The sequence below is a fragment of the Clostridium drakei genome (assembly GCF_000633595.2).
Classification (GTDB): Bacteria; Bacillota; Clostridia; order Clostridiales; family Clostridiaceae; genus Clostridium_AM; species Clostridium_AM drakei.
This window is the reverse complement of sequence record NZ_JIBU02000023.1, coordinates 122,614-139,810: the sequence shown is the minus strand read 5'-3', so window position 1 is coordinate 139,810 and position 17,197 is coordinate 122,614. Positions and strand designations below refer to the sequence as shown.

The window sequence follows — 17,197 nt, the reverse complement described above, 5'->3', positions numbered from 1 at the left end:
TATGAATATTTATGTAAATGGAAAGAATAGAACAATAAAATGTTGTTCATTATGTTCATTAAGGAAAGAGTTATTTTCAGAAGTTTCTAATATTATTATGATTTACAATGGATTTCAAACAGAAAATGATATTACGCTTAATGATGGAGATAGTGTATCTTTTATAGAAAAAGGTATTATGCCTTCAGAAGATGAATTAGAAGCATTGATGATGGCTAGACATACACCATTTGTACATGAAAAGGTAAAGAGAGCAAGAGTGGCAATTGCAGGTCTTGGAGGTCTAGGTTCAAATGTTGCAGTGGCTCTTGCAAGAACTGGCATAGGACATCTTCATTTAGTAGATTTTGATATAGTAGAGCCAAGTAATTTAAATAGACAAGCGTATAAAATAAGACATTTGGGAATGAAAAAAACAGAAGCGTTAAAATCAGAAATTGAAGATATTAACCCCTATATTAAAGTTTCTATTGATAATATAAAAGTTACAGAAGAAAATGCTGTTTTTTTATTTGAAAATGATTCTATTGTTTGTGAAGCCTTTGATAGGGCTGAATATAAAGCAATGCTAATAAATACTTTATTAGAAAAGCAGTCGGAAATTAAATTGGTGTCAGCATCTGGTTTGGCAGGCTATGAAAGCAGCAATTTCATTAATACCAGAAAAGTTTTTAACAATTTCTATTTATGTGGAGATGGAAAAAGTAATGCAGAACCAGGAAGAGGTTTAATGGCTCCTAGAGTAACTATTTGTGCTGGGCATCAAGCTAATATGATTTTGAGATTAATTTTAGGTATAGAAGAAGTTTAAAGGAGAATGTAAATAATGGAAAATGATAAATTAATAATCGGAGGACATGAATTTTCATCTAGATTTATTTTAGGCTCAGGAAAATATAATTTAAATTTAATTAAGGCAGCAATAGAAAATGCTGGTGCAGAGATAATTACTTTAGCAGTAAGACGTGCCAATACTGAAGGTAATGAGAATATTTTAGATTATATTCCTAAAAGTGTAACTTTACTGCCAAATACATCAGGTGCAAGAAATGCTGAGGAAGCAGTTAGAATAGCAAGACTAGCAAGAGAATTAGGATGTGGAACTTTTGTAAAAATTGAAGTAATTCATGATTCAAAATATTTACTTCCAGATAATTACGAAACAATTAAGGCTACAGAAACTCTTGCAAAGGAAGGATTTGTAGTAATGCCATATATGCATGCGGATTTAAATGTAGCTCGTGATTTATACAACGCTGGAGCAGCTTGTATTATGCCTTTGGCATCACCAATTGGGTCTAATAGAGGATTGAGTTCAAAAGATTTTATAAAGATACTTGTAGATGAAATTGATCTTCCTATTATTGTTGATGCAGGAATTGGACGTCCATCTCAAGCTTGTGAAGCCATGGAAATGGGTGTTGCAGCTGTTATGGCTAATACTGCAATTGCAACTGCTGGTGATATTCCAGTTATGGCAGGAGCTTTTAAGCAAGCAATTGAAGCAGGACGTGCAGCATATCTTTCTGGTTTAGGACGTGTATTGGATAAGGGTGCATCTGCATCTTCGCCATTAACTGGATTTTTGGCAGAATAGGAGGAATGGATTTATGGATGAACAACGTACAAATCATATGGAATATGTGCCAGGAATGGAAGTACTGGAGTCAAATGTTATGAATCAAGTCATAAATAGTATGAATGCTTATGATTACAATAAATATACATCACAAGATGTAAAAAGAGCATTGCAGCATGAATACCGTACACCAGAAGATTTTGCAGCATTATTATCTCCTACAGCTGAAAAATTTATAGAAGAAATGGCTAGACTTGCAAAGGAGGAAACAAGAAAGCATTTTGGCAATTCTGTCTATATGTTTACTCCAATATATATTGCCAATTACTGTGAAAATTACTGCATTTATTGTGGATTTAACTGTCACAATAAAATACGACGTGCAAGATTGAATTCTGAAGAAATAGATAGAGAAATGCAGGCTATAGCTAAAACAGGTTTAGAAGAAATATTGATTCTTACTGGAGAAAGTAGAAAAATGTCAGATGTAAAATATATTGGAGAAGCATGCAAAATAGCACGTAAGTATTTTAAGATGGTTGGTTTGGAAGTATATCCAATGAATTCTGATGAATATGAATATCTTCATGAATGTGGTGCAGATTTTGTTACTGTATTTCAAGAAACATATAATTCAGATAAATATGAAACTCTTCATTTAGCAGGGCATAAACGTATATTCCCATATAGAATTAATGCTCAGGAAAGAGCTTTAAAGGGTGGCATGCGTGGGGTTGGTTTTGCAGCTTTGCTTGGACTAGATGATTTTCGTAAGGATGCTTTTGCCACAGGAATGCATGCGTATCTTCTGCAAAGAAAATATCCACATGCAGAAATTGCTTTTTCCTGTCCGAGGCTAAGACCAATTATAAACAATGATAAAATAAATCCTAAGGATGTTCATGAACCTCAGCTTTTACAGGTGATTACAGCATATCGTCTCTTTATGCCTTTTGCAAGTATTACTATTTCAACAAGAGAGTGTGAAAGATTTCGTAACAATGTAATTGGACTAGCAGCTACTAAAATTTCAGCTGGTGTTAGTACTGGGATCGGAAGTCATGTTGAAGAAGTAGAGGATAAGGGTGATGACCAGTTTGAAATTGCGGATACAAGGTCTGTAGATGAAGTATATGAGGCAATTAAGGAGCAAGGTTTACAACCAGTAATGAATGATTATGTTTATGTTTAACTATCCGTATAAAAATTGAGAATTGACAATTGATAGTTGACAGTTAAAGGATGAGTTTCTTAACTGTTAACTTTACATTGTCAATTTTCAACTATTTATAACTTTCAAGTTTAAATATCACTTATGCTATAACTTTTGTCTTTTTGTATAATGAGTATGAAGAAGATCATGAGCTTTTTTACCTCCTACTTCTCCAATAAATTCTTTATATAGAGCTTGAACTTCAGGGTTTTCATGAGATTTCCTTATAGGTTTATTTCTATCTTCTCTATATATAGCTTCCATTCTTTTTTTCACAATGTCTAAATCTCCGAAGTGATATGGCTGCCCTCCTCCATCAATACATCCTCCAGGACAGGCCATTATTTCTATAGCATGATATTTTGATTCGCCAGATGCTATTTCTTCAAGAAGTTTTCTTGCATTACCAAGACCGTGAGCTACCCCGATGTGTATATCTTTGCCATCAATGTTAATACTAGCTTCTTTAAGTCCATCAAGACCTCTTACACTATGAAATTCTACTTCTTTTAAAGTTTCTCCAGTAATCCATTCGTAGGCAGTTCTAAGAGCTGCTTCAATTACACCGCCAGTAGTTCCAAATATTACAGAGGCACCTGTGGATTCTCCAAGTGGATTATCAAAATCTTCATCAGGAAGTTTATTAAAATCTATTCCTGCCTCCATTATCATATCTGAAAGCTCTCTTGTGGTAACTACAAGATCAACATTTTTATGGCCTTCGTGTTCAAGTTCTGGTCTGCTTATTTCATATTTTTTTGCAACACATGGCATAATTGAAACTACTACAATTTTAGATGGATCAATATTTAATTTTTCTGCCATATATGTTTTAGCTAAAGTGCCAAACATTATATGTGGGGACTTACAAGTTGAAGGTATATCTAAAAGATCAGGAAATTGATGTTCTATAAATTTAACCCAGCTAGGGCAGCAGCTTGTAAGTATTGGAAGCCTTCCTCCATTTTGAAGTCTATCTATAAATTCATGGGCTTCTTCTAAAATAGTTACATCTGCTGCAAAGTCTGTATCACATACCTTATCAAAACCTAATCTTCTTAATGCTGCAACCATTTTGCCAGTTACAATGGTTCCAGGCTCCATTCCAAATTTTTCTCCTAAAGCAACTCTTATAGCGGGGGCAGTTTGAACTACTACATATTTATCAGGGTCAGCTAGTACTTCCCACACTTTAGCTACATTACTGACTTCAGTTAAAGCTGCAGTTGGACATACAGATACGCATTGACCACAAAATGTACACTGTGTATCAAGCATAGGACGACCAAATGCAGGAGATATTACAGTTTCGAAGCCTCTATCTACTGCAGAGTAAACTTGGCAGGTTTGAACTTCATTGCACATAGTTTCACATCGTCTGCACATTATACATTTATCCAGGTTTCTATATATAGCGCCACTGGAGGAATCTTTTTTATAATTGGACATAGCACCCTTATATTTTATTTTTCTTATACCTAATTCAGCAGCAATTAATTGAAGTTGACATTGTGTATTCTTTTCACAGACAAGGCAGTCAGTAGGATGATCTGATAATAAAAGTTCTACCATAGTACGCCTTGCTTTTATTGCTCTAGGGCTATTGGTTCTAACAATCATGCCTTCAAAAGCTTCAGTAGAGCAAGAAGGTGCAAGGTTACGTCTTCCTTCAACTTCAACAAGACAAACTCTACAGGAAGAAGTTCTATTTACCATTTTTATATCGTGAAGATCAAGGTAGCAAAGAGTAGGTATGTTTATATTTATTTTTTTTGCAGCATCTAAAATTGTAGTGCCCTCTGGTACTGATACTTTTTCATCATTTATAGTTAAATTTACCATTTTCATTTTTACAAACTCCTTTCTTAAAGTTATTATTGCTTTGTAATAGCAGAAAACTTACAAACAGTACTGCAGCCACCACAATTTATACATTTTTCTTTATTTATTACATGAGTTTTCTTAACTGCACCAGAAATAGCTTCTGTAGGACACACTCTTGTGCAAGCTGTACATCCAATACATTTTTCTGGATCTATATTGTATTTTAAAAGTGCAGTGCAAACTCCGGCAGGACAGCGTTTATCTTTTACATGAGCTACATATTCATCCCAGAAAAATTTCATTGTACTTATAATTGGATTAGGTGATGTTTGGCCAAGGCCGCATAGAGATGAATCCTTTATTACATAGGATAAATCTTTTAGTCCTTCAAGATGTTCCATGGTACCTTTTCCTTTAGTGATATCCTCTAAAATTTCTAGAAGTCTCTTATTTCCAATTCTGCAAGCAGTACATCTTCCACAGGATTCATCTACACTAAATTGAAGATAAAATTTTGATATATTTACCATGCAGTCGTCTTCATCCATTACTATCATTCCCCCAGATCCCATCATGGAGCCTATTTCAGTAAGACTTTCATAATCAATAGGAATATCCAAGTGATCAGCAGGAATACATCCTCCAGAAGGTCCACCAGTTTGAACGGCCTTAAATTTTTTGCCGCCTCGAATACCTCCACCCAAATCAAATATTATTTCTCTTAAAGTTATTCCCATAGGTACTTCTACGAGACCAACATTATTAATTTTACCTGCCAATGCAAAAACTTTAGTTCCTTTACTTTTTTCAGTTCCTATAGAACTAAACCATTCAGAACCCTTTAATATAATAGGACAAATATTTGCTAAAGTTTCTACATTATTTATATTAGTAGGCTTTTTCCACAATCCTATCTGAGAAGGGAAAGGAGGTTTTACAGTAGGCTCACCACGACCACCTTCTATGGAATTTATAAGTGCAGTTTCTTCACCACATATGAAAGCTCCAGCACCATATTTTAAATCAATATGAAAGGAAAAATTAGTGCCAAAAATATTGTCACCTAATAAACCTAAATCATAAGCTTGTTTTATGGCAATTCTTAATCTGCCTATTGCAAGAGGATATTCAGCTCTAATATAAATGTAGCCTTTATTTGCACCTATACAGTAACCTGCAATAGCCATAGCTTCAAGTACAGCGTTAGGATCTCCTTCTAAGATACTTCTATCCATAAAGGCACCAGGATCACCTTCGTCAGCATTACAAATTATAAATTTTGTATCAGAGTTGGATTTTTTGGTCATTTCCCATTTTATGCCTGTAGGAAATCCACCACCACCACGGCCTCTAAGGCCACTTTTCTTTATTTCATCAATTACACTATCAGGAGTCATTTGTGTTAAAACTTTACCTAAAGCTTCATAACCATTCATTGCTATGTATTCAGTAATATCTTCTGGGTTTATAAGACCACAATTTCTAAGAGCAATTCTTTTTTGTTTTTTATAAAATGGAATATCTCTTTGTTTAGATATTTTATTGTTTGAAGATGGCTCTTTATATAATAATTCATCAACGATTATGTTTTTTGAAATATGTTCATATACAATTAACTTTGCTTTTTCAGCAGTGACTTCAACGTAAAAAACGTTATCAGGTACAACTTTAACGATAGGACCTTTTTCACAAAATCCAAAGCAGCCTGTGGAAACAACATTAACTTCATTTTCTAAACCTGCATTTTTGATTTCCTTTTCTAATGCTTTGATTACATCTAAACTTTTTGAAGCATGACATCCTGTTCCACCACATACAAGTATGCTCTTTTTTATATTTTTATTTGCATTTTCAATGGTACGATTTTCAACTTTAGTTTTGAATTTTTCCCGTAAAGCTGTTAGTTCTTCAAAGGATTTAATTTTATCCATATATTTACCTCCACATCAAGTTTTAATATTTTAATCTACAGTATATTGACTTAATATTCCTTCAACGTCTTCAACCTTTACTTTTCCATAAACCATTCCATCAATTACAACTACTGGTGCAAGACCGCAAGCACCAACACATCTTAAAATATCTATGGTGAATAGTCCATCTTCTGTGGAGAATCCATCTTTTACTTTAAGTTGCTTCCTAAATTCTTCTAAAACCTTTTCTGCTCCCTTTACAAAGCAGGCAGTACCCATACATATGCTTATTACGTGCTTACCTCTAGGTTCCATAGTGAAGTATGAATAAAAAGTGACTACACCAAATACTTTGGCAGCAGTAATATCAAGCTTGTTGGCAATAAATATTTGTAATTCTTCAGGAAGATATCCAAATATGTCTTGTGCCTTGTGAAGAACATTTATAAGAGAACCTTCCTTTTCTTCTAAATTATCTATATAGGAGGAGAGTTCTTTTAATTTTTCATTGTCTAATTTACATACATCCATAATTTCCCTGCTATGCAGGTTTTTCACCATCCTTCTTTTTTATATTCTCAAAATAGTATGGGCATTATAAGGAATTTTTATTATATAATGTATGTTGAAATTTGAACTTTTTAAATAGATAATATACTGATAAAAGTGATATAATAGTAAAAAGTTAGCTAGGTGAAAGGATATATAATAATGAACGATAAAATTAAAGTTGAAATATTTGGCTTCAAATATAAAGAAATTTCTCAAGGTTGTGGATGCAGTCACAAAAACAGTTCTTGCAGTGGTTGTGGCAGTGGAGAAAATAAAAGTTGCAGCGGATGCAGTGGCGGAGGGTGTACAAAAACCATTGAAGATAAGAAAACGAAAAATATAGGAGAAGTTTTTGAAGAATTAAAGGAATTTATTAATGACAGCGATGTTAAAGATAATGTAGAGCTAGAATTTATAGAGTTAGATAAAATTGATATAGAAAAAGAATATGAAAGGATATATGAAACTATAAATAGGGGATTTGAGGCACCTATTACGGTTATTGATAATATAATAAGATATTATGGTGGGATATCTGCTGCTTTAATTTATAAGGATATAAAAGAACTTTTGGAATAAAAGACTCAAAAAGGGCTATATAAAGTACTTTATATAGCCCAAAATGCTTAGTATTCAAAAAATCTTTAGTACTGTTAAGCTTGGTTCAAAATAAACTATATAATTATCTATTTCATAATAAATTCCATACTTTTCTTTATAATGTTTAAGAGCATCTTCTAAAAATTTTTCTGTTACATTTAGATATTCAGCTAGGTCATGTTTTCCTTTAATACCTTCTTCAAATGCGTTTATTAAAGATACAATTCCTACTAATTTTTCATATCCCCAATTTCTAGCACGTTTTTCTTGTTTTACATTGATTATATTTGATTGATCTAATATATTACCAAAGGACGTATAGTGATGTCCAAGTTCTTCAGCTAAAATACATCTTTTTTCAGAAGATGTATTTATTTTTTGGTTTATAATTATTTTTTTATTCTTATATAATCCTTTGAAACCATATGCAAGTGGCTTTTCTTTAATAATTAAGCCATTGTTTTCGGATTCAATAAGTAATTTATCGTAAGTCATATAATTCCCCCACCTTTATGTCATAAAATTATTCTTCGTCATCAAATAAAGCATCTATATATTTTTCTAATAACTTCATTTTTTGAGGTGTTATATTTTTACCTTCTAAATGTGCAGCTATAGTATCGATTTGATTAGACTGTTCTTTTGTATTTTCTTCCCATCCCATAAGATATGAAGGTGAAACCTTTAATATATTAGCTAATTTTTCTATTGATTCTAATTTAAGGTTTTTTATTTCTCCACTCTCATATCTTTGTATAGTAGCTTTAGAAACGCCTAAGTAATCACCAATTTGTTGAAGAGTAAAACCTAATTCTTCACGCCTAGTTCTAATTTTTTCATTCATATTCATTTTATATACCCCTAATAAAAATTAATCAATTTATTTATATTATATCATAAATTACTTGATACGCAACAAAAAACGCGTTTGATAGAAAAAAAGTTACGTAAAACGTATTGACATGAAATATACTACATGATAGTATTTAGTTACGGAAAACGTTACTAAAGATTGGAGGTGATAAGCATGGTTAATGTAAAATTGCTAAAGGCCCAAATGGTATTAAATAATTATACTATAGGTAAATTAGCAAATGAAATGGGGATATCTACAAAAACACTATCAACTAGATTGAATAAATCACCAGAGAAGTTTACACAAGCTGAGATTCAGAAGATAGTAACAATTTTAAAAATTTCTGATCTAATGAGGATTTTTTTTAATCATTAGTTACGTAAAAAGCAACAAATAATTAATTAAGAAAAGTTAAATGGGAATTTATGTTTAATTAAGGAAATGGTAATATGATAAACCAATATTATTGGCTAAAGTTAAATGAAAATTTTTTTAAAAGATAGGAAATAAAAAGGTTGAGTAAATACCATTATATTTAATAGAATTAAGTATTTTTGTATTATAGTTTAAAAATTATATTAATGTGAGGAATGAATATGAGTAAAGAAACAATTAATTATATAGAAAAAAGAGAAAAACAAAGGATTGCAACAATAAAAGCTATAGCAATAATTGCAGAGATAAGTTTTAAAAAAGCGGAGAAGGCATTAGATAGAATATTAGAAAGGTATAATGAACAATTGAGAATAAGAATAGAGTATGACGAAAAAATTAAGGAAAAGGCACAGAAAATATAACAAATTTAAGATTAGAATTATTTAATAAATCACATTGATAAAGATATGAAATGTAATATTATTTATAAAATAGAAACTTTATATTCATTATACAAAAAGGAGGACGATTATGATAAGCGAAGAAATAAAGAATTTATATTCAAAAATAGAAGGAATGTTATGGAATTATATTGCATTAAAAAACGAAGTGAAAAATCTTCAATTGGATATAGAAGAATTGGAAAATGATTATAGAGGGTGTGGGTCTATAATATATTCAGAAAAGACTGGGGAAACTAATGCATTTAATAGTTCGGTAGAAAATGAAGTAGAACATAGAAACAAAGAATTGAAATTTTTAACGAAACTAAAACGAAGTAAGGAGATTCAAGTTGAAAAAGTAGACAATGCATTAGAAAGCTTAAGTAATGATGAAAAAAGAGTAATAGAGCTAAAGTATTTTGGAAACAATAGAAAGCTTGGTTGGCTGAAAATCGCTGAAATAATGGGATTTTGTGATGTAACATGTAGGGCTTTAAAGAATGCTGCCATAAAAAAAATGGTACTAATTATTTTCCCATATAAGAAGTTTTGAAAAGTTTATTAAAAAATTCTGTAAAAGTTCTGTAAAAATATATAGAAAGATTTCGATTAGTTGGAGTAAACTATAAATAGTAAAAGAAAAGATATTTACAGGGAAAGTAAAACAATTGATTTTTTAGATGATTTATAGAATGGTTTAAAATATGTACTAATTAATTAACAAACTTTGAAAAATAATATATCGATTAATACATATTACAATGATTGTCTTAAGAAAACAGATCTGAGGATGAAATTAAAAAATATAATAAATATATATTGTTTTAAGTAAGCATTAGTTAATAGAACTAGTGCTTACTTAAGTTTAAGATATGTGAGAGGTATGAAAATAGAAAAGTACAAGACATATAATAATAAAAATATTTTAATAGCGCACACATAGCTAAAATAGCATTAAATATAATTAAATTTTTATAAGGAGGTGAGTAAGTAATGATTTTACAACAATTTATAAATTCACAGTAAATACTATTTAAATGTAGTTAATAAGCTACTAGCATATGTGTGAATATTTATAAAAGAAAGATTTCAAAAATTAAGGAGGTACTAAAATGGCAGAAGAAATATCAACTCAATTAGAAGGCATGCCTATAGCAAACATTGTATTAGCAGAAATTATTGATGAGGTAACAGGAAAGGCATATAGGTTTGATACGGCCGAAGATGCGGATACTAAAGCAGATTTGTCAGCTGGAAAGGAGGAAATTTTAAGAGTAAAAAATAGGATTATTGCAATGAATAGAACAGAGGATATTTGTATAGGATATGATACAAAGCTTAAGAACAATACATTTACTACTGAATTAATGAGTATAGTAGATGGAGGGATAATGACAGAAACAGGTTATGAAGGGCCTGAAATTGGTAAAGTAGTAAACAAACATCCCTATACATTGAATATATACACTGAAGAAAAAGATTATGATAGTTCAACTTTAAGATATGTAAAATTTTCTTTCAAACATAATAAAGGAAAGCCAGTAGATTTTAAATTCCAAAATGGAAAATTTCTTGTACCACAGTTTGAAAGTCATAGCAGACCTAAAAGAGGAGAGAAGCCTGTATATATTAGTTATGTAAGTTCACTTCCTGGTGAAGAATTAACACCTACATCACCTAAAGTACCAACACCACCAGAACCAACATTACCAAGCGATACAACACCAGGTGTAACTGTAGGATCAGATTGTAAAGTTACATGGACATTTACAAATGCAATTAATGATGCAGATGCAACTGTAACTAATTTTAAAGTTACAAAAAAGTCAGATGGCACAGTAATTCCTGGAAATGTAACTATAGATACTGCTAAAAAAATAGTTATATTTGTTCCAACATCAATAGCTGCAGGAGTAACATATACAGCACAAGCTTTAGCAATAAGAAGTGCAGGAAGTTCAACAGCAGATACTACACCAATATCAGTTGATTTCACAACTATTTAGAATATATGGAATGTGAAATAGAAAGGAAAATATTTAGATGGAAGAATTAAAGATTACAAGTTTAGAAGAGCTAAAAAATATGTCTACAGAAATAATAGAATTAAGTCCTTTTTCTGGAACTAACCCATTTTATGTGAGAGTAAAAAGACTTTCAATTTTAGGGTTATGCAATAGTGGACAAGTGCCTAATCAATTGTTAGGAGTAGCTAGAAAATTATTTTATCAGGAAAATATTCAACAAATAGATTTAAAAGAATATGGAAATATAATTGATATTATATGTAAAAATACTTTAGTTGAGCCAAGTATAGAGCAACTTAAAGAAATAGGTTTAGAATTAACTGACTCTCAAAGGTTTGAATTATGGGCATATAGTCAACAGGGGGTGGAAGGCTTAAAATCCTTTCGTGCAATCACAAAGAGTACTTTCAGTGATAATGATGGCCAAAAGATACAAGATAAGACCAAGCAAAATTTTAAACATAATTAATGATTATGATGCATTTTGTTTAGATGAAGCATGTGAGTATATTTTATGTGAATTATCTCAAGAAAATCCTAAAGTTCCTAATTGGATTGATGAGAAAAAATATATTACTAAACATGAAAAAGTTAATAATGACACAATAGAATGGATGATGAAACATAACAAAGCACTCTAACTAGAGTGTTATTTTTTATGATTAGAAGGGAGGTGATAATTTGGCAATTGATGCAAGTTCTGTGGTTAATTTTATGAAATTAGATACTTCAAAATTTACAGAGGGATTAAATAGTGCTGGAGAAAAAATGAAAGAGTTCACTAATTCTACAAATTCATTAGCAGTAAGAATTAAAAGTTTGGGAGATGCTATGCAAATTACAGGAAGAACTTCAATTGATGGAGTAACTTCACCTTTAGTTAATGTAGGCACATCAGCAGTAAAAACTAGTATGAATTTTGAAGAAAAGATGTCTAAAGTAAAGGAAAATTTAAAACCTACAAGTAATGAATTTGAAAATTTAAAAGATAAAGCTATTCAATTAGGAAGTGAAACAGGTTTTAGTGCTTCAAATGTTGCAGAGGGTATGAATAATATAGCTTCTTCTGGTTTTACGACTAAACAAGTTATAGAATCAATGCCTAATATTCTTAATCTTGCAGCTGCCGGTAATACTGATGTAGCTACAGCATCAGATGTAGCTAGTAGTGCTATGAGAGATTTTGGTATGGAAGCTGATAAAACATATCATATTACAGATGTATTGGCTAAGGAATCTGTGAATACAAAATCAGGAATTAAAGAGACTGGCGAAGCTTTGAAAAGTGCAGCACCAGCTGCTCATGCCTTAGGAATTTCTTTTGAAGATACTACTGCAGCAATAGGGATTTTGTCAAAAGCGGGTATTAAGGGTTCTGAAGCTGGAGGTATTCTTAAAGAAGCTTTTACTAATATGTTAAATCCAACGAACGATGCTTCACAGCTAATGAAAAAATTGGGATTAAATTTTTTTGATGCCAATGGTAAAATGCTGCCATTAGGTAATGTGCTTCAACAATTAAAAGAAAAAACTTCAGGATTAACAGCACAACAGAAGGCTAGTGCCTATCAAACTTTATTCGGTTCAAATGCTATGTCTGGAATGTTAGCTATAGTGGATCAAGGACCTGATAAGTTTAAGAACTTTTCAAGGGAACTTAAGAATTGTGATGGTGCTTCTAAAGAAATATCTAACACTATGAAGGGTAACCTTAAGGGATCAATTGATTCTATGAAAAGTTCAATTGATAGCGTCGGCATTAAATTAGGAGACGCTTTAGTACCAACAATTAAATTAGTTACTAAAGTTATAACTGAATTGGCTAATGCTTTTACGCGTTTGCCTAAGTCTGTTCAGACAGTTATAGCTAATGTATTAGTGGCAGCGGCTGCATTTGGTCCAGTAATAGTGGCATTAGGTAAAATTATATCTTCAACAAATTTAGTAGTAAAAGCTTTCAACAAATTAACAAAGATTCCATCAGTGAGTAAATCGCCAAGTAAGACAAAAAGTGGAACTTTAAAAAATGCTAAAGCACCAAATGAAACAAGTTCTTCAGTTAAAAATATAGGGCAAGCAGCTGATAAATCAGCAGTACAACTTTTGAAAGTTAGTAAAGCAGCAGAAAATGTTAATAAGGCTTTTTCAAAACTTGCTAAGGAAGCAAAAAATGTTATAAAAGCTTTTCTTAACATTAATTCAGTAAGTAAAAAAACAGTGGCAGCTCTTTCAAAAGTGAATATGGAAGCTAAAAGACTAACGAAGTCTTTAATGGAAGCAAATATAGCAGCAGGTAAATTAGCAAGAAATTTTAATGGGATAAATAAAGCAGGAAATCTAACAACGAAAAGTCTTTCAAGAACAGGAAAAAGTGTTAAGCAATTAAATAGTACATTTTCTAAAGCAAGTTCAGGTTTAGAAAAATCTACAAAATCCATCTTGAGTTCTTTTACAAAAATATCAACAGGAACTGGAAAGTTATCAAAATCAGGAACTTTATTAAAGAAATTCGCTAGTATTTTTACTTTATTACCAGGTATTATTAATCCGCCTGTATTAATAACAGTAGCTGCAATAGCTGGGTTAGGATTAATAGTTTATACTATTTTAAAAAATTGGAGTGGATTTAAGAAAAAAGCAGGAGCTTTTTGGGAAGGATTTAGAAAAGGATTAAAAGATGGTTTTGATGGAATGCCAGGTGCCTTTTTTGGTATTGGTGGTGCTATTGTTTCAGGACTTATAAAAGGGCTTGAAAATGCATTTCCAAACGCGTTGGAAAAAATGAGTAAATTTGGAAATAGAATATTAAACATGTTCAAGAATATAATGGGGATAAATTCCCCTTCTAGAGTATTTGCTGAATATGGTAAATTCATAGGTCAAGGACTTATAAATGGAATAGGCAGTATGGAAGAAAAAACAGAAGATAAAGTTAGATCTATAGGAGAAAGTTTAAAAAATGGATTTAAAAAAGCATTGGAAACAAATGTATCTTCAAATGCTTTTTTAGAACTTGGAGTTAATACATCACAAAATCATATAAATAAAATAATGGATAGTGCTAATAATTTATCTATTAAGAAAAATTTCACACAACTTGATAACGCTATGCTAAGTAAAACTTATGAAGAAGTTTCAAGTAAAGGATTAAAGGACATAAAAAATAATTCTAAATTGTTTAATTTTGAACCTAAAATAAATTTATATGTAACAGTAGCAGATACAGGAGAAAAAGGTACTGCAAAACTTGCAGGAGAAGTTAAATCTATGACACAAAATGCACTAAAAAATGCAATGACAGATTTATTTATGAATGATGTTTTAAGAGATTAGGAGGTGGTTTAATTGGTTGATACAACAAGATTAGATACTTTTAATTTGGAACTACAATATAGTGATGGGGCTAATACTGGTGGTGTTATAACTAATTATAAACCACCTCGTCCTGCTTATTTTAGAAAATCAGTTAGAACAATAGCTGGTTATAGTAAATTTCAGCATAATGTTAAAAGTGATTGTATTTTAGAATTTACTGTAGCATTTCAAATCAAAGGCGAGACAGATAGAGAGACACAGGAAAATTCAAATAAATATTTAGAGTTTATAAAAAGATTCTCTGAAAGATTTTTGTTAATTAATGAATTTGGTGTGATTTACAAAGGATATTTTCAAAATAAGTTTGATTTGGATACAACAATTGAGGGAGATATCTATTATATATCAACAGAAATGTTATGCAATCATGATGTAAGCGGATGGGTGAGTGATACTAGTGAATTGTAGAGTGGAGATTTTTAAAAAGTCTGGATATTCAAGTCATAGCACAAAAGATGAAGATTCAGTAAAATTAAAAAATAGTTTAACTAGTGTAAGAATAAATAAGAGTAGAAGTACTTTAACTTCGGAAGCTAATATATCAGTACAATTTCAAGGATTACCACTTGCAGAATATCAAGGGGGCAATGAGGGAATAGTTGATAATTTTGCATTAATAAAAGTATATGTAGATGAACAAGTAGAATTTACAGGAGTAATAAAAAGTTATAATTACGATGAAGAAAGCAAAATTATGGAGTTAAATTGTCATGATATGAGTTATAGGCTTTTAAATGCCACTGATGAAGTTATTGAATTTACCAATACTACAGCAGTAGGAGTTATACAAAGCTTAGTTACTAAAGTGGATTTAACTTTTATAAGAAAAGGTGGAACTGATTATAGTATAAGTAAATTGAAAATAGAAGAAGGTACAGTGTATTTAGATGTTATACAGAGTTTACTTGAAACAATGAAAGCAAGTTTAAGAGCCACTAAGAATGGAGAAATTTTATTAGAGGAACAGTATCCAGATTATACAGAAGGTGCTGGAGATGTAAATCATTTTGATTGGACATACAGTGATTATAAAAATACATCATCTACTAATGCAGGCAGAGATGCTTCACTTATGAGAAATATATTAAAGATAAAGTGTGATAAGAATTATGATAAATTTGAAGACCCAAGCATGACTAGTTATCTTAATGGTGAAAAATGGTACGATACTGTAGAAAATTCATTTGCTAATACACAAGTTAAAAGAAGGGCTGTAGCTGGATATAAATTTTTAGATATGTGGAGAAATAGTACTCCTTTAACAACTTTACCTGCACTAGGAAATAAAAATATAGATTTAAGTCAAGTTGTAAAATTGCTTAGAGAGGATACATTACCAGGATATTATTTAGTTGTTGGCGTTGATACTGATATATCGGCAGATAATTATCAGGATAGTTTACAATTACAAGGTATGAGAGATAAAAGAACTATTTATGAAATACCTGTGCTACTTTCTTCTGGAGTAGAAAAGGAGGATAGTTAATGGCTAAAAAAGGGTTTAAAAATTTTAGAGATCCTGTAGTTTATGTTCTTAATCAAGAACTTAGAAAAAGAAATCTTAGAAATAAAGTTTCAATTGAGCCTGGATGGGATGGAGAACTTATACAGTATCCAATAAAATTAATCAGAGATAGCAGTAAGAAAGTAACTAAAATTATATATGCAACTGGGGAAGACCAGTGGTTTCAAGAATTAATTAGAGATGGTACTAGTAAAATATATCAGGTCAAAACTACATTCCCTGATTCAAGCACAGAAACTATACAAGTTAATAGAGTTAGTAGTTTAGTAGATAATTTAGTAGAAATAGAGGAGTGATAACATTATGGGTGGAGCAATAAAAAACACTGGAAGTCTACCAAGTGTTGTATTAAACTTCGATGAACTAGCAGATGCTCTAATTAATTACCTCAAAAATGGTATTGTTGTAAACTTAGGATCTATAAGTGTAGATACTCATACTATGGAACAACTATTGAATGATATTAAAGATAAAATCCAAGGTGTGGACTATTCAAACCTCATTGCTGCTTTAAATGCTCTAGGTGCTAAATTAGACAATTTTGCTACTCAGGTAGGGCAAAATGGCATAACCAATATTGTAGGTCAATTCTATGATATTGGAATTAATAAATGCTATTCCTGGGAATTTTCAATAGATTTTACTGGATATATTACTGGCATCACCTTTTCACAAAGTAATCAAGCTTATAATTCTAAGGATTGTATAAATTTAAAGTTAGTTTCATCTTCAGGAGAGAGTCAAATATTTAAAAACATCTATACTAAAGGCTTTGGAGAGTATAAATATTTAACTGTATCTAAACCTGTATCTTCAGGTGATAAATTGGTTTTAGATTATGTAAATGAATCACAAAATAATAAAGTGTTGTGGGTAGACTATCATTGTCTGCAAACAAATATAGATAGTGTTTAA

General features: G+C 30.9%; 19 protein-coding genes. 14 read left to right on the top strand and 5 right to left on the bottom strand.

The window, feature by feature from the left end:
- Position 1 precedes the first annotated feature (1 nt).
- From thiF to thiH, 3 genes are read left to right on the top strand one after another with little or no spacing between them, the layout of a single operon-like run.
- Positions 2 to 811: a sulfur carrier protein ThiS adenylyltransferase ThiF gene (gene thiF / locus EG57_RS0212460; protein ID WP_032077538.1), complete on the top strand. Its 810-nt coding sequence runs from the start codon at positions 2 to 4 to the stop codon at positions 809 to 811.
- 15 nt (positions 812 to 826) lie between these two features.
- Positions 827 to 1,597 carry a thiazole synthase gene (locus EG57_RS0212455; protein WP_032077537.1) on the top strand — a complete coding sequence of 257 codons (771 nt, stop codon included), beginning with the start codon at positions 827 to 829 and terminating at the stop codon, positions 1,595 to 1,597.
- Positions 1,598 to 1,610: 13 nt separating this feature from the next.
- Positions 1,611 to 2,771: a 2-iminoacetate synthase ThiH gene (gene thiH / locus EG57_RS0212450; protein ID WP_032077536.1), complete on the top strand. Its 1,161-nt coding sequence runs from the start codon at positions 1,611 to 1,613 to the stop codon at positions 2,769 to 2,771.
- Positions 2,772 to 2,897: 126 nt separating this feature from the next.
- Here the strand turns inward: thiH and EG57_RS0212445 are convergent, their stop codons facing one another.
- From EG57_RS0212445 to EG57_RS0212435, 3 genes are read right to left on the bottom strand one after another with little or no spacing between them, the layout of a single operon-like run.
- Positions 2,898 to 4,640 (bottom strand): NADH-dependent [FeFe] hydrogenase, group A6, encoded by a 1,743-nt coding sequence (locus tag EG57_RS0212445; RefSeq protein ID WP_032077535.1) that lies wholly within the window; start codon positions 4,638 to 4,640, stop codon positions 2,898 to 2,900.
- A 26-nt stretch (positions 4,641 to 4,666) separates the two neighbouring features.
- The gene (locus tag EG57_RS0212440) at positions 4,667 to 6,547 is read right to left on the bottom strand and encodes an NADH-quinone oxidoreductase subunit NuoF (RefSeq protein ID WP_032077534.1); all 1,881 of its coding nucleotides are present in this window, start codon (positions 6,545 to 6,547) and stop codon (positions 4,667 to 4,669) included.
- 30 nt (positions 6,548 to 6,577) lie between these two features.
- A complete protein-coding gene (locus EG57_RS0212435; protein WP_032077533.1) occupies positions 6,578 to 7,060 on the bottom strand; it encodes an NADH-quinone oxidoreductase subunit NuoE family protein in 483 nt (160 codons plus the stop codon).
- Positions 7,061 to 7,240: 180 nt separating this feature from the next.
- Here EG57_RS0212435 and EG57_RS0212430 point away from each other — a divergent pair, with 180 nt between their 5' ends.
- Positions 7,241 to 7,660, top strand: coding sequence for a hypothetical protein (locus EG57_RS0212430; RefSeq protein WP_032077532.1), 420 nt, complete (start codon positions 7,241 to 7,243; stop codon positions 7,658 to 7,660).
- 54 nt (positions 7,661 to 7,714) lie between these two features.
- On the opposite strand, the gene EG57_RS0212425 is transcribed toward EG57_RS0212430, so the two are convergent.
- Complete coding sequence (locus tag EG57_RS0212425; protein ID WP_032077531.1) at positions 7,715 to 8,176, bottom strand: ImmA/IrrE family metallo-endopeptidase; 462 nt, start codon at positions 8,174 to 8,176, stop codon at positions 7,715 to 7,717.
- Between the two features lie 28 nt (positions 8,177 to 8,204).
- Positions 8,205 to 8,531: a helix-turn-helix domain-containing protein gene (locus EG57_RS0212420; RefSeq protein WP_032077530.1), complete on the bottom strand. Its 327-nt coding sequence runs from the start codon at positions 8,529 to 8,531 to the stop codon at positions 8,205 to 8,207.
- Between the two features lie 177 nt (positions 8,532 to 8,708).
- Here EG57_RS0212420 and EG57_RS0212415 point away from each other — a divergent pair, with 177 nt between their 5' ends.
- From EG57_RS0212415 to EG57_RS0212365, 10 genes are all read left to right on the top strand, one after another.
- On the top strand, positions 8,709 to 8,912 hold the full coding sequence (locus EG57_RS0212415) for a hypothetical protein (RefSeq protein WP_032077529.1): 204 nt from the start codon (positions 8,709 to 8,711) through the stop codon (positions 8,910 to 8,912).
- 221 nt (positions 8,913 to 9,133) lie between these two features.
- Entirely contained in the window at positions 9,134 to 9,334 is a 201-nt protein-coding gene (locus EG57_RS0212410; protein ID WP_032077528.1) for a hypothetical protein, read from the top strand.
- A gap of 109 nt (positions 9,335 to 9,443) precedes the next feature.
- Positions 9,444 to 9,908, top strand: a complete 465-nt coding sequence (locus EG57_RS0212405) for a hypothetical protein (protein WP_052037893.1) — start codon at positions 9,444 to 9,446, stop codon at positions 9,906 to 9,908.
- 559 nt (positions 9,909 to 10,467) lie between these two features.
- On the top strand, positions 10,468 to 11,361 hold the full coding sequence (locus EG57_RS0212400; RefSeq protein WP_052037891.1) for an Ig-like domain-containing domain: 894 nt from the start codon (positions 10,468 to 10,470) through the stop codon (positions 11,359 to 11,361).
- Between the two features lie 37 nt (positions 11,362 to 11,398).
- A complete protein-coding gene (locus tag EG57_RS0212395) occupies positions 11,399 to 11,851 on the top strand; it encodes a hypothetical protein (protein ID WP_032077527.1) in 453 nt (150 codons plus the stop codon).
- A gap of 212 nt (positions 11,852 to 12,063) precedes the next feature.
- The gene (locus EG57_RS0212385; protein ID WP_032077526.1) at positions 12,064 to 14,715 is read left to right on the top strand and encodes a phage tail tape measure protein; all 2,652 of its coding nucleotides are present in this window, start codon (positions 12,064 to 12,066) and stop codon (positions 14,713 to 14,715) included.
- Positions 14,716 to 14,727: 12 nt separating this feature from the next.
- Positions 14,728 to 15,165, top strand: coding sequence for a hypothetical protein (locus EG57_RS0212380; protein ID WP_032077525.1), 438 nt, complete (start codon positions 14,728 to 14,730; stop codon positions 15,163 to 15,165).
- The gene (locus tag EG57_RS0212375) at positions 15,155 to 16,243 is read left to right on the top strand and encodes an XkdQ/YqbQ family protein (RefSeq protein WP_032077524.1); all 1,089 of its coding nucleotides are present in this window, start codon (positions 15,155 to 15,157) and stop codon (positions 16,241 to 16,243) included. Before EG57_RS0212380 ends, EG57_RS0212375 begins: the two co-directional genes overlap by 11 nt.
- Entirely contained in the window at positions 16,243 to 16,578 is a 336-nt protein-coding gene (locus EG57_RS0212370) for a hypothetical protein (RefSeq protein ID WP_032077523.1), read from the top strand. Before EG57_RS0212375 ends, EG57_RS0212370 begins: the two co-directional genes overlap by 1 nt.
- 7 nt (positions 16,579 to 16,585) lie before the next feature.
- The gene (locus tag EG57_RS0212365; RefSeq protein WP_032077522.1) at positions 16,586 to 17,197 is read left to right on the top strand and encodes a hypothetical protein; all 612 of its coding nucleotides are present in this window, start codon (positions 16,586 to 16,588) and stop codon (positions 17,195 to 17,197) included.